Annotated in this window: 15 protein-coding genes, 6 tRNA genes and 3 rRNA genes; 1 reads left to right on the forward strand and 23 read right to left on the reverse strand. The window is 54.9% G+C overall.

All coding sequences use genetic code 11. From position 1 onward, the window contains the following. Positions 1–14: 14 nt before the first annotated feature. The 23 genes from rpsG to tyrS all read right to left on the reverse strand — a co-directional run bounded on the left by rpsG (position 15) and on the right by tyrS (position 23,055). Positions 15–485, reverse strand: a complete 471-nt coding sequence (gene rpsG, locus ACA067_RS29760) for a 30S ribosomal protein S7 (protein ID WP_002555493.1) — start codon at positions 483–485, stop codon at positions 15–17. 118 nt (positions 486–603) lie between these two features. Beyond that, a complete protein-coding gene (gene rpsL / locus ACA067_RS29765; RefSeq protein ID WP_002555494.1) occupies positions 604–975 on the reverse strand; it encodes a 30S ribosomal protein S12 in 372 nt (123 codons plus the stop codon). Positions 976–1,191: 216 nt separating this feature from the next. Next, positions 1,192–5,391 carry a DNA-directed RNA polymerase subunit beta' gene (gene rpoC, locus ACA067_RS29770; RefSeq protein ID WP_462011127.1) on the reverse strand — a complete coding sequence of 1,400 codons (4,200 nt, stop codon included), beginning with the start codon at positions 5,389–5,391 and terminating at the stop codon, positions 1,192–1,194. Positions 5,392–5,455: 64 nt separating this feature from the next. After that, positions 5,456–9,529 carry a DNA-directed RNA polymerase subunit beta gene (rpoB, locus tag ACA067_RS29775; protein WP_497459679.1) on the reverse strand — a complete coding sequence of 1,358 codons (4,074 nt, stop codon included), beginning with the start codon at positions 9,527–9,529 and terminating at the stop codon, positions 5,456–5,458. A 220-nt stretch (positions 9,530–9,749) separates the two neighbouring features. Continuing rightward, the gene (gene rplL / locus ACA067_RS29780) at positions 9,750–10,115 is read right to left on the reverse strand and encodes a 50S ribosomal protein L7/L12 (RefSeq protein ID WP_497459680.1); all 366 of its coding nucleotides are present in this window, start codon (positions 10,113–10,115) and stop codon (positions 9,750–9,752) included. 80 nt (positions 10,116–10,195) lie between these two features. After that, a complete protein-coding gene (gene rplJ, locus ACA067_RS29785) occupies positions 10,196–10,696 on the reverse strand; it encodes a 50S ribosomal protein L10 (protein WP_008145489.1) in 501 nt (166 codons plus the stop codon). A 198-nt stretch (positions 10,697–10,894) separates the two neighbouring features. Further along, positions 10,895–11,590, reverse strand: a complete 696-nt coding sequence (gene rplA, locus ACA067_RS29790; RefSeq protein ID WP_007896626.1) for a 50S ribosomal protein L1 — start codon at positions 11,588–11,590, stop codon at positions 10,895–10,897. Further along, positions 11,590–12,021 carry a 50S ribosomal protein L11 gene (gene rplK / locus ACA067_RS29795; RefSeq protein ID WP_003210097.1) on the reverse strand — a complete coding sequence of 144 codons (432 nt, stop codon included), beginning with the start codon at positions 12,019–12,021 and terminating at the stop codon, positions 11,590–11,592. The genes rplA and rplK overlap by 1 nt, the downstream gene beginning before the upstream one ends. 117 nt (positions 12,022–12,138) lie before the next feature. Beyond that, positions 12,139–12,672, reverse strand: coding sequence for a transcription termination/antitermination protein NusG (nusG, locus tag ACA067_RS29800; RefSeq protein WP_007896622.1), 534 nt, complete (start codon positions 12,670–12,672; stop codon positions 12,139–12,141). A gap of 9 nt (positions 12,673–12,681) precedes the next feature. Continuing rightward, positions 12,682–13,050 (reverse strand): preprotein translocase subunit SecE, encoded by a 369-nt coding sequence (gene secE, locus ACA067_RS29805; RefSeq protein ID WP_150766964.1) that lies wholly within the window; start codon positions 13,048–13,050, stop codon positions 12,682–12,684. A 45-nt stretch (positions 13,051–13,095) separates the two neighbouring features. Next, a tRNA-Trp gene (locus ACA067_RS29810) sits at positions 13,096–13,171 on the reverse strand. Positions 13,172–13,340: 169 nt separating this feature from the next. Beyond that, positions 13,341–13,416 (reverse strand) — tRNA-Thr (locus tag ACA067_RS29815). 26 nt (positions 13,417–13,442) lie between these two features. After that, positions 13,443–13,516: transfer RNA gene (locus ACA067_RS29820), tRNA-Gly, on the reverse strand. Between the two features lie 24 nt (positions 13,517–13,540). Then, positions 13,541–13,625: transfer RNA gene (locus ACA067_RS29825), tRNA-Tyr, on the reverse strand. A 142-nt stretch (positions 13,626–13,767) separates the two neighbouring features. Continuing rightward, positions 13,768–14,208 carry a hypothetical protein gene (locus ACA067_RS29830; RefSeq protein ID WP_497459681.1) on the reverse strand — a complete coding sequence of 147 codons (441 nt, stop codon included), beginning with the start codon at positions 14,206–14,208 and terminating at the stop codon, positions 13,768–13,770. Between the two features lie 7 nt (positions 14,209–14,215). Then, positions 14,216–14,965, reverse strand: a complete 750-nt coding sequence (locus tag ACA067_RS29835; protein ID WP_497459682.1) for a pantothenate kinase — start codon at positions 14,963–14,965, stop codon at positions 14,216–14,218. Then, complete coding sequence (gene birA / locus ACA067_RS29840) at positions 14,955–15,914, reverse strand: bifunctional biotin--[acetyl-CoA-carboxylase] ligase/biotin operon repressor BirA (RefSeq protein WP_497459683.1); 960 nt, start codon at positions 15,912–15,914, stop codon at positions 14,955–14,957. Before birA ends, ACA067_RS29835 begins: the two co-directional genes overlap by 11 nt. A 136-nt stretch (positions 15,915–16,050) precedes the next feature. After that, positions 16,051–16,166: ribosomal RNA gene (gene rrf, locus ACA067_RS29845) — 5S ribosomal RNA — on the reverse strand. A gap of 158 nt (positions 16,167–16,324) precedes the next feature. Beyond that, positions 16,325–19,217 (reverse strand): 23S ribosomal RNA (locus ACA067_RS29850). Between the two features lie 239 nt (positions 19,218–19,456). Further along, a tRNA-Ala gene (locus ACA067_RS29855) sits at positions 19,457–19,532 on the reverse strand. Between the two features lie 34 nt (positions 19,533–19,566). Further along, positions 19,567–19,643: transfer RNA gene (locus ACA067_RS29860), tRNA-Ile, on the reverse strand. A 124-nt stretch (positions 19,644–19,767) separates the two neighbouring features. Continuing rightward, positions 19,768–21,304: ribosomal RNA gene (locus ACA067_RS29865) — 16S ribosomal RNA — on the reverse strand. The 16S, 23S and 5S rRNA genes sit together here with 2 tRNA genes alongside, the layout of an rRNA operon. A 551-nt stretch (positions 21,305–21,855) precedes the next feature. Next, complete coding sequence (gene tyrS / locus ACA067_RS29870; RefSeq protein WP_497459684.1) at positions 21,856–23,055, reverse strand: tyrosine--tRNA ligase; 1,200 nt, start codon at positions 23,053–23,055, stop codon at positions 21,856–21,858. A gap of 213 nt (positions 23,056–23,268) precedes the next feature. Between tyrS and ACA067_RS29875 the strand changes: the two genes are divergently transcribed. After that, positions 23,269–24,702, forward strand: coding sequence for an OapA family protein (locus ACA067_RS29875; RefSeq protein ID WP_497459685.1), 1,434 nt, complete (start codon positions 23,269–23,271; stop codon positions 24,700–24,702). The last annotated feature ends 2 nt before the right edge of the window (positions 24,703–24,704 follow it).

The raw sequence follows: 24,704 nt of genomic DNA on the forward strand, positions 1-24,704 counted from the left end.
TAGTGACGCTAAAATTAGAAGCGGTAGTGCGAGAAAGCCTTGTTGGCTTCAGCCATACGGTGCACGTCTTCACGCTTCTTAACTGCAGCACCTTTGCCTTCGGCAGCGTCCAGCAGTTCGCCGGCCAAACGCAGAGCCATAGACTTCTCGCCGCGCTTGCGGGCGAAGTCTACCAACCAGCGCATTGCCAGAGCATTACGACGGGACGGACGAACTTCAACCGGAACCTGGTAAGTAGCACCGCCTACACGGCGCGACTTCACTTCGACCAGCGGAGCGATGGCGTCGAGAGCTTTCTCGAAGATTTCCAGGGGGTCGCTGTTCTTGCGTTCTTTAACCTTTTCCAGCGCGCCATAAACGATACGCTCGGCAACGGCTTTCTTGCCGCTTTCCATCACGTGGTTCATGAACTTGGCCAGGATCTGGCTGCCGTATTTTGGATCGTCAAGCACTTCGCGCTTGGCTGCTACGCGTCTTCTTGGCATGGATAAGCCCTCAAACGGTCTTCAGGTTCGCTCGGAATCGGTGCCCTTTCGGGACGCCTCCGACCTTACTCTTATCGACTCAGAAAAATAGAAAATCGGTTTTTACAAAAAGCCACTACTACTTAGGCTTCTTGGTACCGTACTTCGAACGACCCTGGTTACGACCTTTAACGCCGGAAGTATCCAAAGAACCGCGTACGGTGTGGTAACGAACACCTGGCAAGTCTTTTACACGACCGCCGCGGATCAGTACCACGCTGTGCTCTTGCAGGTTGTGGCCTTCACCGCCGATGTACGAGGAAACCTCGAAACCGTTGGTCAGACGCACACGGCATACTTTACGCAGTGCCGAGTTAGGTTTTTTCGGCGTGGTGGTATACACACGGGTGCATACGCCACGACGTTGCGGGCAGTTCTGCAGCGCAGGCACGTCGGATTTCTCGACGATACGCTTACGCGGCTGACGTACCAGCTGGTTGATAGTTGCCATCTACTAGCTCCACTGTTGTCTTGCGACGCTATTGTCTTGCAAGAAAAGCAAAATGGCAGGAACGAATTCCCGCCAAATTTAGGGGTACAAGAGTCTAAAGAGGATCTTGCCCCCAGTCAAGGCAAGGCCCCGACCTCCCCGCTCATCCAACCTCGACAAATTGTCTCGATTCGATGAACGGAGCGACCAGGGCCTTACGCTCATTTACCGCAGAACTCAGTTACCGCTCGAGTTCAGCGCTTCGGTCAGTGCAGCTTCCACTTCACTGGCGCTTACGCGCAACGGTTTGTCAGCCTCACGGCGACGCTTGCGCTCGCTGTGATAAGCCAGACCGGTACCGGCCGGGATCAGACGACCCACGACCACGTTTTCTTTCAGGCCGCGCAGGTAATCGCGCTTGCCGGTTACCGCCGCTTCGGTCAGTACGCGAGTGGTTTCCTGGAAGGAAGCCGCCGAGATGAACGATTCGGTGGACAACGACGCCTTGGTGATACCCAGCAACACACGAGTGAACTTGGAAACGAATTTCTCGTCGCCAGCCAGACGCTCGTTCTCTACCAGAACGTGAGTCAACTCCATCTGGTCGCCCTTGATGAAAGTCGAGTCGCCGGATTCAGCGATTTCAACCTTACGCAACATCTGACGCAGGATGGTCTCGATGTGCTTGTCGTTGATCTTCACGCCTTGCAGACGGTAAACGTCCTGGATCTCGTTCACGATGTACTTGGCCAGCGCACTCACACCCAGCAGACGCAGGATGTCGTGTGGATCGCTCGGACCGTCGGAGATAACTTCGCCGCGGTTTACCTGTTCGCCTTCGAAGACGTTCAGGTGACGCCACTTCGGAATCAGCTCTTCGTACGGATCGCTACCGTCGTTCGGGGTGATAACCAGACGGCGCTTGCCTTTGGTCTCTTTACCGAACGCGATGGTGCCGCTGACTTCCGCCAGAATCGAAGCTTCTTTCGGACGACGAGCTTCGAACAAGTCGGCAACACGCGGCAGACCACCGGTGATGTCACGGGTTTTCGAAGTCTCTTGCGGAATACGAGCGATAACATCACCGATCGCGATTTTCGCACCGTCCGCTACACCGACCAGGGCGTTGGCAGGCAGGAAGTACTGAGCAATTACGTCGGTACCCGGCAGCAAGAGATCCTTGCCGTTGTCATCAACCATCTTCACAGCAGGACGGATATCTTTACCGGCAGCTGGACGGTCTTTGGCGTCGAGTACTTCAATGTTGGTCATACCGGTCAATTCGTCTGTCTGACGCTTGATCGTGATGCCTTCTTCCATGCCCACGTAGGTCACGGTACCTTTCATTTCGGTAACGATTGGGTGAGTGTGCGGATCCCACTTGGCCACGATTGCGCCAGCGTCGACCTTGTCACCTTCTTTAACCGAAATCACAGCACCGTACGGCAGCTTGTAACGCTCACGCTCACGACCGAAGTCATCAGCGATCGCCAGCTCACCGGAACGGGACACGGCAACCAGGCAACCATCCACTCGCTCAACATGCTTCAGGTTGTGCAGACGGACGGTACCGCCATTCTTCACCTGAACGCTGTCGGCTGCGGAGGTCCGGCTTGCCGCACCACCGATGTGGAACGTACGCATGGTCAGCTGGGTACCCGGCTCACCGATGGACTGGGCAGCGATAACGCCGACCGCTTCACCGATGTTCACCTGGTGACCACGAGCCAAGTCACGGCCGTAGCACTTGGCGCAAATGCCGTAGCGGGTTTCGCAGCTGATCGGCGAACGCACGATCACTTCGTCGATGCTGTTCAGCTCGATGAACTCGACCCACTTCTCGTCTACCAGAGTGCCACCAGGAACGATAACTTCCTCGGTACCCGGCTTGAATACGTCACGGGCAATGACACGACCCAATACGCGCTCACCCAGCGGCTCGACAACGTCACCGCCTTCAATGTGCGGCGTCATTACCAGGCCATGCTCGGTGCCGCAATCGATCTCGGTCACGACCAGATCCTGCGCCACGTCTACCAGACGACGAGTCAGGTAACCGGAGTTCGCCGTTTTCAACGCGGTATCCGCCAAACCTTTACGAGCACCGTGAGTGGAGATGAAGTACTGAAGTACGCTCAAACCTTCACGGAAGTTCGCAGTAATCGGCGTTTCGATGATGGAACCGTCCGGCTTGGCCATCAGGCCACGCATACCGGCGAGCTGACGGATCTGCGCAGCAGAACCCCGTGCGCCCGAGTCGGCCATCATGTACATCGAGTTGAAGGACTCTTGGTCGACTTCGACGCCATGACGGTCGATGACTTTCTCTTTCGAGAGGTTGGCCATCATCGCCTTGGAAACTTCGTCGTTCGCCTTGGACCAAAGGTCGATCACTTTGTTGTACTTCTCGCCCTGGGTTACCAGGCCGGAGGCGTACTGACTTTCGATCTCTTTCACTTCATCAGTAGCAGCATTGATGATGCGGGCTTTTTCATCCGGGATAACGAAGTCGTTAACACCGATGGAAACGCCGGAGATGGTCGAATAAGCAAAACCGGTGTACATCAACTGGTCAGCGAAGATCACGGTCTCTTTCAAACCAACCACGCGGTAGCACTGGTTGATCAGCTTGGAGATCGCCTTTTTCTTCATCGGCTGGTTGACGACGTCGTACGACAGGCCAGGTGGAACAACCTGGAACAACAGCGCACGGCCGACAGTGGTGTCGACGATACGGGTGTTCTTGACGCTGCCACCATCACGATCGTTGACGGTTTCGTTGATCCGCACTTTAACCTTGGCGTGCAGTGCAGCTTCGCCGGCACGGAACACACGGTCAACTTCCTGCAGATCCGCGAACACACGACCTTCGCCCTTGGCGTTGATCGCTTCACGCGTCATGTAGTACAGACCCAATACAACGTCCTGCGACGGAACGATGATTGGCTCACCGTTGGCTGGCGACAGAATGTTGTTGGTCGACATCATCAACGCACGCGCTTCCAACTGGGCTTCCAGTGTCAGCGGTACGTGCACGGCCATTTGGTCGCCGTCGAAGTCGGCGTTGTACGCAGCACAGACCAGAGGGTGCAGCTGGATAGCCTTGCCTTCGATCAGTACCGGTTCAAACGCCTGGATACCCAGACGGTGAAGGGTCGGTGCACGGTTGAGGAGAACCGGGTGTTCGCGAATCACTTCAGCGAGAACGTCCCAAACCTCTGGCAGCTCGCGCTCGACCATCTTCTTGGCAGCTTTGATGGTGGTCGCGAGACCACGCATTTCCAGCTTGCCGAAAATGAACGGTTTGAACAGCTCGAGAGCCATCTTCTTCGGCAGACCGCACTGGTGCAGACGCAGGGTCGGACCTACGGTAATTACCGAACGACCGGAGTAGTCAACACGCTTACCGAGCAAGTTCTGACGGAAACGACCTTGTTTACCCTTGATCATGTCAGCCAGGGATTTCAGAGGACGCTTGTTCGAACCGGTGATAGCGCGGCCACGACGACCGTTGTCGAGCAGTGCATCGACGGCTTCCTGCAACATACGCTTTTCGTTGCGCACGATGATGTCCGGAGCGGACAGATCGAGCAGACGCTTCAAGCGGTTGTTACGGTTGATCACTCGACGATACAGATCGTTGAGGTCGGAAGTCGCGAAGCGACCGCCATCCAGCGGGACCAGTGGACGCAGATCTGGCGGCAGAACCGGCAGAACGGTCAGCACCATCCATTCTGGAAGGTTGCCGGAACCCTGGAAGGCTTCCATCAACTTCAGACGCTTGGACAGCTTCTTGATCTTGGTTTCGGAGTTGGTTTGCGGAATTTCTTCGCGCAGACGGCCAATCTCGTGTTCCAGGTCGATAGCGTGCAGCAGTTCACGGACAGCCTCGGCACCCATGCGGGCATCGAAATCATCGCCGAACTCTTCCAGCGCTTCGAAGTACTGCTCGTCGTTGAGCAGCTGACCTTTTTCAAGGGTGGTCATGCCCGGGTCGATAACGACATAGCTCTCGAAGTAGAGAACGCGTTCGATATCACGCAGGGTCATGTCCATCAGCAAGCCGATACGCGACGGCAGCGATTTCAGGAACCAGATGTGGGCAACTGGCGAAGCCAGTTCGATGTGCGCCATGCGCTCACGACGAACCTTGGCCAGCGCGACTTCAACGCCGCACTTCTCGCAGATCACACCGCGGTGCTTCAAGCGCTTGTACTTACCGCACAGGCACTCGTAATCCTTTACCGGGCCAAAGATCTTGGCGCAGAACAGGCCGTCACGTTCAGGTTTGAACGTACGGTAGTTGATGGTTTCCGGCTTTTTAACTTCACCGAACGACCACGAACGGATCATCTCAGGCGATGCCAATCCAATACGGATGGCGTCGAACTCTTCGACTTGACCCTGGTTTTTCAGCAAATTCAGTAGGTCTTTCAAGGCCTTTCCTCCTGGCGGAGCAGAGAGCGGGCAATCCTGCCCCGCTCTCGATTCGCGTCACGTGTTATTCGGTTTCCAGATCGATATCGATGCCGAGGGAACGAATTTCCTTGATCAACACGTTGAAGGACTCGGGCATGCCCGGCTCCATACGGTGATCGCCGTCCACGATGTTTTTGTACATCTTGGTACGGCCGTTCACATCGTCCGACTTCACTGTGAGCATTTCTTGCAGAGTGTAAGCAGCACCGTATGCTTCCAGTGCCCAGACCTCCATCTCCCCGAAACGCTGACCACCGAACTGCGCCTTACCACCCAGCGGCTGCTGGGTAACCAGGCTGTACGAACCGGTAGAACGAGCGTGCATCTTGTCGTCTACCAAGTGGTTCAGCTTCAGCATGTACATGTAGCCAACAGTAACCGGGCGCTCGAACTTGTTGCCGGTACGGCCGTCGGTCAGCTGCATCTGGCCGCTTTCTGGCAGGTCTGCCAGTTTCAGCATGGCCTTGATTTCGCTTTCCTTGGCACCGTCGAACACTGGAGTGGCCATTGGAACGCCGCCACGCAGGTTCTTCGCCAGATCCAGGATTTCCTGGTCGGAGAAGCTGTCCAGATCTTCGTTGCGACCGCCGATCTCGTTGTAGATCTCGTGCAGGAACTTGCGCAGATCGGCAACTTTACGCTGCTCTTCGATCATGCGGTTGATCTTCTCGCCCAAGCCTTTGGCCGCGAGGCCCAGGTGGGTTTCAAGGATCTGACCAACGTTCATACGCGAAGGTACGCCCAACGGGTTGAGGACGACGTCGACCGGGGTGCCATTGGCATCGTGCGGCATGTCTTCAACCGGCATGATCACGGAGACCACACCTTTGTTACCGTGACGACCGGCCATCTTGTCGCCCGGCTGGATGCGGCGACGGATTGCCAGGTAAACCTTGACGATTTTCAGCACGCCTGGAGCCAGGTCATCGCCCTGCTGCAGTTTGCGCTTCTTGTCTTCGAACTTGTCGTCCAGCAGACGGCGGCGATCAACGATGTAGGCCTGAGCCTTCTCGAGCTGCTCGTTCAGAGCATCTTCAGCCATGCGCAGTTTGAACCACTGGCCGTGCTCAAGACCGTCGAGCACTTCGTCGGTGATGTCCTGACCTTTCTTCAGACCGGCGCCGCCTTCGGCTTTACGGCCGACCAGAGCGGAACGCAGACGTTCGAAAGTCGCGCCTTCAACGATACGGAACTCTTCGTTCAGGTCCTTGCGGATCTCGTCGAGTTGAGTCTTCTCGATCGACAGTGCACGAGCATCACGCTCAACACCGTCACGGGTGAAGACCTGTACGTCGATGACGGTACCCTTGGTGCCGGTAGGCACGCGTAGGGAGGTGTCTTTAACGTCGCTGGCTTTTTCACCGAAGATCGCACGCAACAGCTTCTCTTCCGGAGTCAGCTGGGTCTCGCCTTTCGGAGTGACCTTACCGACCAGAATGTCGCCTGCGCCAACTTCAGCACCTACGTAAACGATACCGGCTTCGTCCAGTTTGTTCAGTGCAGCTTCACCCACGTTCGGGATGTCTGCAGTGATTTCCTCTGGCCCAAGCTTGGTGTCACGTGCCACACAGGTCAGTTCCTGAATGTGGATCGTGGTGAAGCGATCTTCCTGAACCACACGCTCGGACAGGCAGATGGAGTCTTCGAAGTTGAAGCCGTTCCATGCCATGAACGCGATGCGCATGTTCTGACCCAGCGCCAGCTCACCCATGTCGGTGGACGGACCGTCGGCCATGATGTCGCTGCGCTGAACCCGATCACCTTTACGCACCAGCGGACGCTGGTTGATGCAGGTGTTCTGGTTGGAGCGGGTGTACTTGGTCAGGTTGTAGATGTCGACACCAGCTTCGCCGGTTTCAACTTCGTCATCAGCAACACGAACCACAATACGGCTGGCATCGACGGAATCGATCACGCCACCACGACGAGCCACGACGCAAACGCCGGAGTCACGGGCTACGTTACGCTCCATGCCAGTACCGACCAGCGGCTTGTCAGCGCGCAGGGTGGGTACAGCTTGACGCTGCATGTTCGAACCCATCAACGCACGGTTGGCGTCATCGTGCTCGAGGAACGGGATCAGCGACGCTGCAACCGAAACTACCTGTTTCGGCGATACGTCCATCAAGGTGACGTCTTCCGGCGCCTTGACGGTGAACTCGTTCAAGTGACGAACAGCTACCAGTTCGTCGATCAGGACTTTCTTGTCGTTCATCGTGGCCGAAGCCTGGGCGATCACGTGATCGGCTTCTTCGATGGCGGACAGGAAGACGATCTCGTCGGTGACCAGAGCGTCTTTCACCACACGGTACGGGCTTTCGAGGAAGCCGTACTGGTTGGTACGCGCATAGGCAGCCAGGGAGTTGATCAGACCGATGTTCGGACCTTCCGGCGTTTCAATCGGGCATACACGACCGTAGTGAGTCGGGTGTACGTCACGGACTTCAAAGCCAGCACGCTCACGAGTCAAACCGCCAGGGCCGAGTGCAGACACACGACGCTTGTGGGTGATCTCGGACAGCGGGTTGTTCTGGTCCATGAACTGGGACAGCTGGCTGGAACCGAAGAACTCTTTCACCGCCGCAGCCACTGGCTTGGCGTTGATCAGGTCTTGCGGCATCAGGCCTTCGCTTTCAGCCATCGACAGACGCTCTTTGACCGCACGCTCAACACGTACCAGGCCAACGCGGAACTGGTTCTCGGCCATTTCGCCTACGCAGCGAACACGGCGGTTACCCAGGTGGTCGATGTCATCGACGATGCCTTTACCGTTACGGATGTCGACCAGAGTCTTCAGTACCGCGACGATGTCTTCCTTGCACAACACGCCCGAACCTTCGATCTCGGTACGACCGATACGACGGTTGAACTTCATCCGGCCGACCGCAGACAGGTCATAGCGCTCAGGGCTGAAGAACAGGTTGTTGAACAGGGTCTCGGCAGCGTCTTTGGTTGGCGGCTCGCCTGGACGCATCATGCGATAGATCTCGACCAGCGCTTCCAATTGGTTGCTGGTGGAGTCGATCTTCAGCGTGTCGGAGACGAACGGACCGCAGTCGATATCGTTGGTGTACAGAGTCTCGATGCGAACAACCTGAGACTTGGCGATTTTCGCCAGGATTTCGGTGTTCAGCTCGGTGTTGCACTCAGCCAGGATTTCGCCGGTTGCCGGATGCACGATGACCTTGGCGGTAGTGCGACCCAGGACGTAGTCCAGAGGCACTTCCAGGGTCTTGAGACCGGCTTTTTCGATCTGGTTGATGTGGCGCGCAGTAATACGGCGACCAGCCTCAACGATGACCTTGCCCTTCTCGTCCTGAATATCAAGAACAGCGATTTCACCACGCAGACGCGAAGCAATCAGTTCCAGACTGAGGGTTTCGCCGCTCAGGTGGAAAACGTTGGTGGTGTAGAACGCGTCGAGCACTTCTTCAGTGGTATAGCCGAGCGCGCGCAGCAGTACCGATGCAGGCAGCTTGCGACGACGGTCGATACGCACGAATACGCAGTCTTTCGGGTCGAACTCGAAGTCCAGCCACGAACCGCGGTAAGGAATGATGCGCGCGGAGTACAGCAGTTTGCCGGAGCTGTGCGTCTTGCCACGGTCGTGGTCGAAGAACACGCCCGGAGAACGGTGCAGCTGGGAAACGATTACTCGCTCGGTACCGTTGATTACGAAGGTACCGTTCTCGGTCATCAGGGGGATTTCACCCATGTAGACTTCTTGCTCTTTGATGTCCTTGATCGCTTTGTTCGACGATTCTTTGTCGAAAATGATCAGGCGCACTTTTACCCGCAAAGGTACGGCGTAAGTTACACCGCGCAATACGCATTCTTTGACATCAAATGCCGGTTCGCCCAGGCGATAACCGACGTACTCCAGCGCAGCATTGCCGGAGTAGCTGATGATCGGGAAAACGGATTTGAAGGCCGCATGCAGGCCCACGTCGCGGAACTGATCTTTAGTCGCTCCCGCCTGCAAGAATTCACGATACGAATCCAGCTGGATTGCCAGGAGATACGGCACATCCATGACGTCCGGCAACTTGCTAAAGTCCTTGCGGATACGTTTTTTCTCAGTATATGAGTAAGCCATCAGCGTTCCCCAGCTTGGTCACCTGCTTGTTTGGCCCCTCCCGACGGGAGCAGCCAGAAAATCGTGCAAACCCCATGGTTTGCGCCACCGCATCGGGTGGTTACAGCTCGTTATCGGCGCCGACCGAGTCGGCTGCCAATAACGGAAAAAGGCCGGTGGCAAGAGCCACCAGCCATCAGCCTTTCGCTTAACGCTCGGGCTGGAGACGCAAAGTCGATGCTTACTTCAGCTCGACTTTAGCGCCTGCTTCTTCCAGAACAGCCTTGGCTTTGTCAGCTGCGTCTTTCGAAACAGCTTCCAGAACCATGCCTGGGCAGCCGTCAACTACAGCCTTGGCTTCTTTCAAGCCCAGACCGGTCAGTTCACGTACAGCCTTGATCACGTTAACTTTCTTCTCGCCAGTCTCAACCAGATTGACGTTGAATTCAGTTTGTTCTTCAACAACGGCAGCAACAGCAGCAGGACCTGCGGAAGCAGCGGCAGCGGAAACGCCGAACTTCTCTTCCATGGCCTTGATCAGCTCAACGATTTCCAGAACGGATTTTTCGCCGATTGCTTCGATGATTTGGTCGTTAGTCAGAGACATGACTATAAATTCCTGTATTGGGGTGACAGCCTACGCGGCCATCGAAATAAACAATAAACGCTGAAAGGAGTCGCTTAGCCTTAGGCTGCGGCAGCTTCTTTCTGGTCGCGAAGAGCCGCCAGAGTACGAGCCAATTTGCTGGTTGCGCCTTGAATCACGCTCATCAGCTGAGAAATTGCTTCGTCACGGGTCGGCAGGCTTGCCAGTACGTCGATCTGATTAGCTGCGAGGAACTTGCCCTCGAACGCAGCTGCCTTGATCTCGAACTTGTCCTGACCTTTTGCGAACTCTTTGAAGATACGGGCAGCAGCGCCCGGATGATCTTTGGAGAATGCAATCAAGGTCGGGCCGGTGAACACGTCGTTGAGCACGTCATATTGAGTGCCAGCAACGGCGCGCTTGAGCAGGGTGTTACGTACAACACGTACGTATACGCCAGCTTCACGAGCCTCTTTACGGAGTCCGGTCATAGCGCCTACTGTTACGCCACGGGCATCAGCCACGACAGCGGACAGAGCAACTTGGGCAGCCTTGTTGACTTCAGCGACGATGGCCTTCTTGTCTTCAAGTTTAATTGCCACGGGAAAAACTCCTGCTTGTTACCGTTTCATCCAACCGAGGCCAGATGTCGTTTTGGTGTCTGATTCGGTAAGGAACCGGGAGCACCATCTGCGTAGGCTTGAGGTTTAAGACTTGCGTCGCCTACGGTCTTGGATAGCCCCCGCCAGGCAGGGACCCCAATCTTTCAATTGGCGCAATCACTTGCGCCAACCTGTGTCTTACGCGTCGAGCGAGCCTTGGTCGATGACCAGGCCTGGACCCATGGTGGTGCTCAGGGTCACGCGCTTGACGTAAATACCTTTCGAGGAAGCTGGCTTGATACGCTTCAGATCAGCGATCAGGGCTTCAACGTTTTCCTTCAGCTTGACGGCATCGAAGCCGACTTTGCCAACGGAGGTGTGGATGATGCCGTTTTTGTCGGTGCGATAACGAACCTGACCAGCCTTGGCGTTTTTAACCGCGGTAGCTACGTCTGGGGTTACGGTGCCGACTTTAGGGTTAGGCATCAGGCCACGTGGACCGAGGATCTGACCCAACTGGCCTACAACGCGCATGGCATCCGGGGATGCGATAACGACGTCATAGTTCAGGTCGCCGCCTTTCATTTCGGCAGCCAGGTCGTCCATACCTACACGGTCAGCGCCGGCAGCCAGAGCGGCCTCAGCAGCTGGACCCTGGGTGAACACGGCAACGCGAACGGTCTTGCCAGTGCCGTGTGGCAGCACAGTAGCGCTACGAACGACCTGGTCGGATTTACGCGGGTCAACACCCAGGTTTACAGCAACGTCGAACGACTCGCTGAACTTGACAGTCGACAGCTCAGCCAGCAGGGCGGCAGCGTCTACAAAGTTGTAGGACTTGCCTGCTTCGATTTTGCCGGCGATAGCCTTTTGACGCTTGGTCAGCTTAGCCATTACACACCCTCCACGTTAAGGCCCATGCTACGAGCAGAACCGGCGATAGTACGCACGGCTGCGTCCATATCAGCTGCAGTCAGATCCGCGTTTTTGGTTTTCGCGATTTCTTCCAGCTGAGCACGGGTCACGGTGCCAACCTTAACGGTGTTCGGACGAGCGGAACCGCTAGTCAGACCAGCAGCCTTCTTCAGCAGAACCGAAGCAGGGGTGGACTTGGTTTCGAAAGTGAAGCTACGGTCGCTGTAGACAGTGATGATCACTGGAGTCGGCAGGCCTGGCTCAATACCCTGAGTACGGGCGTTGAAAGCCTTGCAGAATTCCATGATGTTCACGCCGTGCTGACCCAGTGCAGGACCAACAGGTGGGCTTGGGTTAGCCTGAGCGGCCTTCACTTGCAGCTTGATGTAAGCGGTAATCTTCTTGGCCATGAGGCACTCCAATTACGGGTTCGAACGCCTCGAAAGGCTCCCCGGTTACTTGCGCGTTTATCCCAGTGACGACAAAACCCCACAGCCTGAGGCTGCGGGGTTGGGATGCTTGCTCAGCTAGACCTTTTCGACCTGGCTGAACTCCAACTCTACCGGAGTAGAGCGTCCGAAAATGAGCACTGCCACTTGGATCCGGCTCTTTTCGTAATTAACTTCTTCAACCGTGCCGGTAAAATCAGCAAACGGGCCGTCGTTGACGCGCACCGACTCGCCCGGCTCGAACAACGTCTTCGGCTTCGGCTTGTCGCTACCGTCAGCAACACGACGCAGAATCGCTTCTGCCTCTTTATCTGTGATTGGCGCAGGCTTATCAGCAGTACCGCCGATGAAACCCATCACCCGAGGTGTATCCTTGACCAAGTGCCAAGTACCCTCGTTCATGTCCATCTGGACCAGCACATAACCTGGGAAGAACTTGCGCTCGCTTTTGCGTTTCTGGCCATTACGCATTTCAACCACTTCTTCAGTGGGAACCAGAATTTCGCCAAAGCCATCTTCCATGCCAGCCAGCTTTACGCGCTCTACCAACGAGCGCATGACATGCTTCTCGTAACCGGAGTAAGCATGCACAACGTACCAACGCTTAGCCACGGGACACCCTTAGCCGACAATCAAGGAAACAAGCCAGCCGAGCAGGGAATCAAGCCCCCACAACAGCAACGCCATAACCAGGACAACAGCCACAACAATCAACGTGGTCTGCGTGGTTTCTTGGCGAGTTGGCCATACGACTTTACGAATCTCGGTGCGAGCTTCCTTCACCAGTACAAAGAAAGACTTGCCCTTGACTGTCTGCAGGCCTACAAAGGCAGCTACAGCAGCAATGACAAGCAAAGCGAGTACGCGGTACAGGATCGGCGAAGCAGAGTAATACTGGTTGCCAACAACGCCAACAACCACCAAAGCAGCTACTGCTAGCCACTTGAGCAGATCGAAGCGAGAGCCTTGAGCTTCAGCTTTAGGAGTCATCTATGAAGATCCTGTGAAAAGAAAGCCAGACACACCGGGTGAATCTGGCAGGTCAGGAGGGAATCGAACCCCCAACCTACGGTTTTGGAGACCGTCGCTCTGCCAATTGAGCTACTGACCTAAAACAAAATCAGGCCGACCATTATGCCGGCCCGAAAAAGACTTTACAACAATTTACTCAACGACCCTTGCACTCCACCAGCACTGGGGCTCAAACCACCCTCAGGGACAACGAAACACAACCAGGCCATTAAAACAAAGGCAGATATTTTCATATCTGCCTTGTTATATGGAGCTCTTGAGCGGATTTGAACCGCTGACCTCACCCTTACCAAGGGTGTGCTCTACCAACTGAGCTACAAGAGCGTAACACCGTGCAAAACCTGCAAACTTGGAGCGGGTAGCGGGAATCGAACCCGCATCATCAGCTTGGAAGGCTGAGGTTCTACCACTAAACTATACCCGCGAGGCTTGCAGCTCTCGCTAAAAATGGTGGAGGGGGAAGGATTCGAACCTTCGAAGTCGTAGACGTCAGATTTACAGTCTGATCCCTTTGGCCGCTCGGGAACCCCTCCTAAGCGAGCCGGCATTCTATACTACGCCGGCCTTCTGTCAAGCATTTTCTCATTAAAAACCTGAGGTTAGCTGCGTTGACCTCGCTTCGCATCGTTGACCCTTAAAGGTCTTCACTGCGGAGCGGGCGCCATTCTATGCAAACTATTGAGCAGGTGCAACCCCCTCGCACGGCATTATTTTATGTTTTAACTCATTGAATTCCCTGGAAAGGTTTTTCAGCTGCGAATCATCCAGCCGACGCCGGCTTTCGGGCGCCACACGCACCCAGTAACCAGCAGATTCGGCGAAATCCTTCGGCAATGACTGGAATCTGATTTCCATGCCATTCAATCGCCGCTCGACCGCCTGAGCGGCTTCCTGACGCGCAAAACCGCCCAGATACAGGCAACCATCATCCGCCCGGGGCGATTTTTCTTTATCTCGCGCCGCATCAGTCGCCTCACTCAACAGGCGGATATCCTGCTGCGAGCCTCGATACAAGCTCAACGGCGTTACATCTTTCGCACGCAGAGGCGCTTCTTGTTGGTGCCAGATGTAATAGAACACATTGAGAACGAGCAGCAGCAGCAACAACCAACGCATAAAAACCTCAGGACAAGGGACATGCCATAGCCAAGCCTACGAACACCAGGTCTGGAACCACCCTGGCCTCAGGCACGATCCCGGAGACCAGGTCTGCATCCCCTCCAGTGAGGAACACAGTAAAATCATCCCCCCAGTAGCTGCGCGCCATCTCCAGCTGGGTCAGGACAAAGCCCCTGAGCATCAGCGAGCACCCTCGCTCCACCGCCTCGACGGTGGTGCGACCCGGTACCAGACTTTCCAGGGCGCGCTCAGCGGCGAGATCCCCATAGCGGATTCTACGAGTATGGGTCCGCAGCTGATTGCGCATCAGAGGCATTCCCGGGCAGATGAATCCGCCGAGATGCTCCCCATCGCCGGCAATGAAGTCGGCAGTGACTGCGGTACCGAAATCGAGCACCAGGCAGGCACCCGAGGCCAGGTGAAACCCGCCGAGCATCGCCAGCCAACGATCGAGCCCCAGCCGCTCGAATTCCTCATACCCGTTACGAACACCGGACATTTCGCGAGCCGGCGCCGCACTGACCACCGATACACCGAAGGCTTGCGCCAGCAGAGAAATCAACGCATGGGTTTCTTCAGGGGTCCTGACACTGACCAACCGGCAATACTTGAGAGCGAGCCCCTTGAGCGCCTTCAAGCTCTCCAGCAAAGCGAGGTCCGAATCTACGACACCCTCACCTACCACCCGACGGACATCCGCATCGAGCACCCGCCACTTGATAAAACTGTTTCCACAGTCGAGCTCAAGAATCATCACGCAACCTCAGACTGAGCTCACCGCCACTAAAGATTTTTTCCACACCATCCACCTTCAAGCGCAAGGCACCCTGGCTATCAATACCCAGCACTTCGCCATCTATTTGGTTAACGCCAGCGATCAGCGACACAGCGCGCCCCTGCCAAAGATGATTTTGCTCCCACTCCGCCTGGACAGCTGAAAATCCGCCGACCTGGTGACGACTCAAATAGGCCTGGAGCTTCTCCCCCAAGGCGGCAACGAGGTGATTGCGATCAAATACCTTGCCCGACTCAAGCCGCATGGACGTCCACTGCTGATCAACCTCATCGGTCATCTGCATGTTCACATTAATCCCGACACCCAAGACCACGTGACAGACATCAGCGGGATCCCCCACCAACTCGAGCAATATGCCTGCGATCTTTTTTTGCCCTACCAGAACATCATTGGGCCACTTCAGCCCTGCTGCCGAAATACCAAGTTCTCGCAAGGCCTGCATTACTGCAAGCCCGACAACCAGGCTCAAGCCCTCCAGCTGCCGCATCCCCCCCTCAATCCGCAATACCAGGCTGTAATAGATGTTTTCCGCAAAAGGACTGGCCCATTTTCGCCCGCGACGTCCTCGCCCGGCAGTCTGCCGCTCGGCAAGCACCAGGAATGGCGCAGCCTGGCCGCGCTCTATGGCGCGCAAGGCTTCGGCGTTGGTGGAGTCTATTGAGTCGAATACCAGGACGGGCCAGTCACAGGAAGGGGCCTGCTCTCTGATACCGAGAGGATCAAGCAGCGTCAAGGGTGCAGCCAGCTGATACCCGCGCCCGCGCACCTTGTGAATGGACAAGCCAAGTTCAGCCTCCAAATGCTGAAGCTGCTTCCATACCGCGCTACGACTGATACCCAAGGCAACGCCCAGGGCCTGGCCGGAATGAAACCGACCATCTTTAAGAAGCTCTAACAACGTCAGCATGCAAGTCTCGCCTCACAATGAGGCCCGCATGATAGCCATGCCCCGAGCCGTTGCATAGAAAACCTGGGGGTCTGATTTCCGGCGGACAAAAACAAAACCCCTACCTGCATACGCAGATAGGGGTTTCGGAATTTAATCTTGACGATGACCTACTCTCACATGGGGAAACCCCACACTACCATCGGCGATGCATCGTTTCACTGCTGAGTTCGGGATGGGATCAGGTGGTTCCAATGCTCTATGGTCGTCAAGAAATTCGGTAGCCAGGTCGTTCACCTTTCGGTTTACGCTCCAGCGAATGGGTATGTGATAGTCAGGTGTTTTGTGAGTCTCTCGAACTTTCGGTTCGTTTCGTCTTCACACACCGCAATCTGATGCTCTTTCGAGTAGTCAAATTGCTTGGGTGTTATATGGTCAAGCCTCACGGGCAATTAGTATTGGTTAGCTCAACGCCTCACAGCGCTTACACACCCAACCTATCAACGTCGTAGTCTTCGACGGCCCTTCAGGGGACTCAAGGTCCCAGTGAGATCTCATCTTGAGGCTAGTTTCCCGCTTAGATGCTTTCAGCGGTTATCTATTCCGAACATAGCTACCCGGCAATGCCACTGGCGTGACAACCGGAACACCAGAGGTTCGTCCACTCCGGTCCTCTCGTACTAGGAGCAGCCCCTCTCAAATCTCAAACGTCCACGGCAGATAGGGACCGAACTGTCTCACGACGTTCTAAACCCAGCTCGCGTACCACTTTAAATGGCGAACAGCCATACCCTTGGGACCGGCTTCAGCCCCAGGATGTGATGAGCCGACATCGAGGTGCCAAACACCGCCGTCGATATGAACTCTTGGGCGGTATCAGCCTGTTATCCCCGGAGTACCTTTTATCCGTTGAGCGATGGCCCTTCCATACAGAACCACCGGATCACTAAGACCTACTTTCGTACCTGCTCGACGTGTCTGTCTCGCAGTCAAGCGCGCTTTTGCCTTTATACTCTACGACCGATTTCCGACCGGTCTGAGCGCACCTTCGTACTCCTCCGTTACTCTTTAGGAGGAGACCGCCCCAGTCAAACTACCCACCATACACTGTCCTCGATCCGGATAACGGACCTGAGTTAGAACCTCAAAGTTGCCAGGGTGGTATTTCAAGGTTGGCTCCACGCGAACTGGCGTCCACGCTTCAAAGCCTCCCACCTATCCTACACAAGCAAATTCAAAGTCCAGTGCAAAGCTATAGTAAAGGTTCACGGGGTCTTTCCGTCTAGCCGCGGATACACTGCATCTTCACAGCGATTTCAATTTCACTGAGTCTCGGGTGGAGACAGCGCCGCCATCGTTACGCCATTCGTGCAGGTCGGAACTTACCCGACAAGGAATTTCGCTACCTTAGGACCGTTATAGTTACGGCCGCCGTTTACCGGGGCTTCGATCAAGAGCTTCGCGTTAGCTAACCCCATCAATTAACCTTCCGGCACCGGGCAGGCGTCACACCCTATACGTCCACTTTCGTGTTTGCAGAGTGCTGTGTTTTTAATAAACAGTCGCAGCGGCCTGGTATCTTCGACCGGCATGGGCTTACGCAGTAAATGCTTCACCCTCACCGGCGCACCTTCTCCCGAAGTTACGGTGCCATTTTGCCTAGTTCCTTCACCCGAGTTCTCTCAAGCGCCTTGGTATTCTCTACCCAACCACCTGTGTCGGTTTGGGGTACGGTTCCTGGTTACCTGAAGCTTAGAAGCTTTTCTTGGAAGCATGGCATCAACCACTTCGTGTTCCAAAAGGAACACTCGTCATCAGCTCTCGGCCTTAGAATCCCGGATTTACCTAAGATCCCAGCCTACCACCTTAAACTTGGACAACCAACGCCAAGCTGGCCTAGCCTTCTCCGTCCCTCCATCGCAATAACCAGAAGTACAGGAATATTAACCTGTTTTCCATCGACTACGCTTTTCAGCCTCGCCTTAGGGACCGACTAACCCTGCGTCGATTAACGTTGCGCAGGAAACCTTGGTCTTTCGGCGTGGGTGTTTTTCACACCCATTGTCGTTACTCATGTCAGCATTCGCACTTCTGATACCTCCAGCAAGCTTCTCAACTCACCTTCACAGGCTTACAGAACGCTCCTCTACCGCATCACCTAAGTGATACCCGTAGCTTCGGTGTATGGTTTGAGCCCCGTTACATCTTCCGCGCAGGCCGACTCGACTAGTGAGCTATTACGCTTTCTTTAAAGGGTGGCTGCTTCTAAGCCAACCTCCTAGCTGTCTAAGCCTTCCCACATCGTTTCCCACTTAACCATAACTTTGGGACCTTAGCTGACGGTCTGGGTTGTTTCCCTTTTCACGACGGACGTTAGCACCCGCCGTGTGTCTCCCATGCTCGGCACTTGTAGGTATTCGGAGTTTGCATCGGTTTGGTAAGTCGGGATGACCCCCTAGCCGAAACAGTGCTCTACCCCCTACAGTGATACATGAGGCGCTACCTAAATAGCTTTCGAGGAGAACCAGCTATCTCCGAGCTTGATTAGCCTTTCACTCCGATCCACAGGTCATCCGCTAACTTTTCAACGGTAGTCGGTTCGGTCCTCCAGTTAGTGTTACCCAACCTTCAACCTGCCCATGGATAGATCGCCCGGTTTCGGGTCTATTCCCAGCGACTAGACGCCCTATTAAGACTCGCTTTCGCTACGCCTCCCCTATTCGGTTAAGCTCGCCACTGAAAATAAGTCGCTGACCCATTATACAAAAGGTACGCAGTCACCCAACAAAGTGGGCTCCCACTGCTTGTACGCATACGGTTTCAGGATCTATTTCACTCCCCTCTCCGGGGTTCTTTTCGCCTTTCCCTCACGGTACTAGTTCACTATCGGTCAGTCAGTAGTATTTAGCCTTGGAGGATGGTCCCCCCATATTCAGACAAAGTTTCTCGTGCTCCGTCCTACTCGATTTCATGACTAAGAGATTTTCGCGTACAGGGCTATCACCCACTATGGCCGCACTTTCCAGAGCGTTCCGCTAATCTCAAAGCCACTTAAGGGCTAGTCCCCGTTCGCTCGCCACTACTAAGGGAATCTCGGTTGATTTCTTTTCCTCAGGGTACTTAGATGTTTCAGTTCCCCTGGTTCGCTTCTTAAGCCTATGTATTCAGCTTAAGATACCTAACTTATGTTAGGTGGGTTCCCCCATTCAGACATCTCCGGATCAAAGTCTGTTTGCCGACTCCCCGAAGCTTTTCGCAGGCTACCACGTCTTTCATCGCCTCTGACTGCCAAGGCATCCACCGTATGCGCTTCTTCACTTGACCATATAACCCCAAGCAATCTGGTTATACTGTGAAGACGACATTCGCCGAAAATTCGATTCTTGCTCATAAAGAGCAACTCACAAATTTTACCTTAGCCTGATCCAACACCAGTGAAAGTGTTGTCCAGTCTATCTTTCTATCACATACCCAAATTTTTAAAGAACGATCTAATCAAAGACTAGAAATCAATATTCACAGTGGAATACTCATTTCTAAACTCTAACGTCAGAAGCAGTGAATGGTGGAGCCAAACGGGATCGAACCGTTGACCTCCTGCGTGCAAGGCAGGCGCTCTCCCAGCTGAGCTATGGCCCCGTATTTCTACAGGCGTTTCCCACACAGGCAAAATTGGTGGGTCTGGGCAGATTCGAACTGCCGACCTCACCCTTATCAGGGGTGCGCTCTAACCAACTGAGCTACAGACCCAATTTTGATGCTTTCGCAATCAAACTTGAAGCGTGTAGCTTAAAGCTTGAAGCTGCTTCTATCGTCTTCTTCAATGAATCAAGCAATTCGTGTGGGAACTTATGGAGCAGCTGATGTCGTCGATTAAGGAGGTGATCCAGCCGCAGGTTCCCCTACGGCTACCTTGTTACGACTTCACCCCAGTCATGAATCACACCGTGGTAACCGTCCTCCCGAAGGTTAGACTAGCTACTTCTGGTGCAACCCACTCCCATGGTGTGACGGGCGGTGTGTACAAGGCCCGGGAACGTATTCACCGCGACATTCTGATTCGCGATTACTAGCGATTCCGACTTCACGCAGTCGAGTTGCAGACTGCGATCCGGACTACGATCGGTTTTCTGGGATTAGCTCCACCTCGCGGCTTGGCAACCCTCTGTACCGACCATTGTAGCACGTGTGTAGCCCAGGCCGTAAGGGCCATGATGACTTGACGTCATCCCCACCTTCCTCCGGTTTGTCACCGGCAGTCTCCTTAGAGTGCCCACCATAACGTGCTGGTAACTAAGGACAAGGGTTGCGCTCGTTACGGGACTTAACCCAACATCTCACGACACGAGCTGACGACAGCCATGCAGCACCTGTCTCAATGTTCCCGAAGGCACCAATCCATCTCTGGAAAGTTCATTGGATGTCAAGGCCTGGTAAGGTTCTTCGCGTTGCTTCGAATTAAACCACATGCTCCACCGCTTGTGCGGGCCCCCGTCAATTCATTTGAGTTTTAACCTTGCGGCCGTACTCCCCAGGCGGTCAACTTAATGCGTTAGCTGCGCCACTAAGAGCTCAAGGCTCCCAACGGCTAGTTGACATCGTTTACGGCGTGGACTACCAGGGTATCTAATCCTGTTTGCTCCCCACGCTTTCGCACCTCAGTGTCAGTATCAGTCCAGGTGGTCGCCTTCGCCACTGGTGTTCCTTCCTATATCTACGCATTTCACCGCTACACAGGAAATTCCACCACCCTCTACCATACTCTAGCTTGTCAGTTTTGAATGCAGTTCCCAGGTTGAGCCCGGGGATTTCACATCCAACTTAACAAACCACCTACGCGCGCTTTACGCCCAGTAATTCCGATTAACGCTTGCACCCTCTGTATTACCGCGGCTGCTGGCACAGAGTTAGCCGGTGCTTATTCTGTCGGTAACGTCAAGACAGCAACGTATTAGGTAACTGCCCTTCCTCCCAACTTAAAGTGCTTTACAATCCGAAGACCTTCTTCACACACGCGGCATGGCTGGATCAGGCTTTCGCCCATTGTCCAATATTCCCCACTGCTGCCTCCCGTAGGAGTCTGGACCGTGTCTCAGTTCCAGTGTGACTGATCATCCTCTCAGACCAGTTACGGATCGTCGCCTTGGTGAGCCATTACCTCACCAACTAGCTAATCCGACCTAGGCTCATCTGATAGCGCAAGGCCCGAAGGTCCCCTGCTTTCTCCCGTAGGACGTATGCGGTATTAGCGTCCGTTTCCGAGCGTTATCCCCCACTACCAGGCAGATTCCTAGGCATTACTCACCCGTCCGCCGCTCTCAAGAGAAGCAAGCTTCTCTCTACCGCTCGACTTGCATGTGTTAGGCCTGCCGCCAGCGTTCAATCTGAGCCATGATCAAACTCTTCAGTTCAAACATCTTTGGGTTTTTAAGAAACCCTAAACTTGGCTCAGCAATCGTTGGTTACATCTTTGATTTCTCGCGGAGTAACTTGTGATGCTGATAATCTTGTTGACTATCAGTCTGACTCCACAAGCACCCACACGAATTGCTTGATTCAGTTGTTAAAGAGCGGTTGGTTAAGATCTTTCGTCTCAACCGAGGCGCGCATTCTACGCTTTCCTCTGCTGCTGTCAAGCGGTTATTTTCAGAAGTTTTCAAAGTTTCCTTTGCAACTTCAACCACTTGCGCTTCCGATCTCTCGTTAGCGGGAGGCGAATTCTACAGCGTTACTCGCTGCTGTCAACACCTCTTTTTCTCCGCTTTCGACCGAGAAGATCGAACCGTCAAAAGAGCCAAACATCACCGCTCTTTCAACTCCTTCTGGGCTTCGATGACCTGAAGCAACTCGCTGTCGAAAACTGCGTAACTCTTTGTTTACCAAGGAGTTTTCCGTTTCGACTACGCCGGAAGTGGGGCGAATTATAGACTTCCAGAATCTGCCGTCAAGCCTTAATTCTGCTTTATTCGGATTTGAGCGTAATACGCGCAAATGCCTTCTTCCCGGCCTGGCAAACATGCGTCGCACCCAGTGCATATATAAAGGTGCGATCGACCACTTCACCATCTATACGCACACCACCAGAACCGAGAAGATCACGCGCCACGGCCGAGTTCTTCACCAGGCCTGCCTTATTAAGGACGGCAGCGATCGGCATATCTTCGGTCGCAGTCAATTCGATTTCCGGCAGATCATCCGGCAGCTCGCCTTCCTTCATACGATTGCCCGCCCCACGATGAGCATTGGCCGCAGCCTCCTCACCATGGAAACGCGCAACAATTTCTTCAGCCAGCTTGATCTTGATGTCTCGCGGATTGGCACCCGCTTCTACATCAGCCCGGAACGCGTCGATCTCATCCATGGAGCGGAAGCTGAGCAACTCGAAGTAACGCCACATCAGCACATCAGGGATGGAGACCAGCTTGCTGTACATGACGCCCGGCGCTTCCTGAATACCGACGTAGTTACCCAAGGATTTGGACATCTTCTTCACGCCATCCAGACCTTCGAGCAATGGCATAGTCAGAATGCACTGAGGCTCCTGGCCATAACCACGCTGCAGCTCACGCCCCATCAGCAGGTTGAACTTCTGGTCGGTTCCGCCAAGCTCGACGTCCGCGCGCAATGCGACAGAGTCGTACCCCTGCACCAGCGGATAGAGGAACTCATGAATGGCAATCGGTTGATTGGTCGTATAGCGCTTGTCGAAGTCGTCGCGCTCGAGCATGCGCGCAACGGTGTACTGCGAAGTCAGGCGAATGAAGTCAGCCGGCCCCATCTGATCCATCCAGGTGGAGTTGAACGCCACCTCGGTCTTGGCCGGATCAAGGATCTTGAACACCTGCGTCTTGTAGGTCTCGGCATTTTCGAGAACCTGCTCGCGGGTGAGCGGAGGACGCGTCGCGCTCTTGCCGCTCGGATCACCGATCATCCCGGTGAAGTCACCTATAAGGAAAATCACCTGATGACCCAGGTCCTGGAACTGGCGCAGCTTATTAATAAGCACGGTGTGACCCAGGTGCAAATCCGGCGCGGTCGGATCGAAGCCCGCCTTAATACGCAGCGGCTGGCCACGCTTGAGCTTTTCGATCAGCTCGGCCTCGACCAACAGTTCTTCCGCACCACGTTTGATCAGCGCTAGCTGCTCTTCAACCGACTTCATAACAGACCCGCAAGGCTCGAATTCAAAGGGGACCAACCATACAAGATCGCGCGTCAAATACAAAGTTTTGCCCGGCGCACGGACACCAATCCACCGACAGAGCGTCCGCGGACTTGCTTCAGAGATGATTTGGTTATATTTTATACAGTTATTTCATCTTCATCATGTCATTCATCTTTTCCAATTCATCTTTTTCAAAGTCAACCATTACCTATGACCAAAGAACCGTCTAAAGCGCCGCCGCTTTACCCGAAGACCCACCTGCTCGCAGCGAGTGGCATCGCCGCTCTCCTGAGCCTGGCGCTTCTGGTATTCCCTTCCAGTGATGTTGAAGCCAAAAGAACGACCCTGAGTCTTGAACTGGAAAGCCCTGCTGAACAACTGACACAAGATCAAGACGCTGCTGAAGCCGTCCAGGCCACAAATGAGCCGCAGGGTTCGCCTTTCGCGCAGATCGAAAACAGTAGCGAAGAGCCTACCGAAACCGCTCAGGTCGAGCCGGCACCTGAGCCCGCGACTGCGCCAGTCATTGAAGAAAAGAAGGCTCCCAGCCACAGGGAAGTGATCGTTGCCAAAGGCGACACGCTCTCCACTCTATTCGAGAAAGTCGGCCTCCCCGCCACTTCGGTGCATGAAGTGCTGGCCAGTGGCAAACAAGCCAAGCTGTTCAGCCAACTCAAGCGCGGCCAGAAACTCGAGTTCGAACTCAACCCGCAAGGCCAACTGATCAATCTGCACAGCAAGGTCAGCGATCTTGAAACCATCAGCCTGACCAGGAACGACAAGGGTTATGCCTTCAACCGCATTACCGCCAAACCAACCGTGCGCTCGGCCTACGTTCACGGCGTGATCAACAGCTCGCTGTCGCAGTCTGCCGCTCGTGCCGGTCTGTCCCATAGAATGACCATGGACATGGCCAGTGTGTTTGGTTATGACGTCGACTTTGCCCAGGACATTCGCCCGGGTGACCAGTTCGACGTGATCTACGAGCAGAAAGTCGTCAATGGAAAAGCAGTCGGCACTGGCCCGATCCTTTCAGCACGCTTCGTCAACCGCGGCAAGACCTACACCGCCGTGCGTTACACCAACAAACAAGGCAACACCAGCTACTACACCGCAGATGGCAACAGCATGCGCAAGGCGTTCATCCGTACGCCGGTGGATTTCGCCCGCATCAGCTCGAAATTCTCCATGGGCCGCAAGCACCCGATCCTGAACAAGATCCGCGCACATAAAGGTGTCGACTATGCGGCACCACGTGGCACCCCGATCAAGGCTGCCGGCGACGGCAAAGTACTGCTCGCCGGTCGCCGCGGCGGCTACGGCAATACCGTGATCATCCAACACGGCAATACTTACCGCACGCTTTACGGCCACATGCAAGGTTTCGCCAAGGGCGTCAAGACTGGCGGCAGCGTGAAGCAGGGCCAGGTGATTGGTTATATCGGTACCACCGGGCTTTCCACCGGCCCGCACTTGCACTATGAGTTCCAGGTCAATGGCGTGCACGTCGACCCGCTAGGCCAGAAGGTGGCGATGGCCGATCCGATCTCCAAGGCCGAACGCGCACGCTTCCTCGCGCAGAGTCAGCCATTGATGGCGCGCATGGACCAAGAGAAAGCCACAATGCTGGCTTCGAAGCGCTAAGT

This window comes from Pseudomonas sp. LBUM1674 (assembly GCF_059695635.1).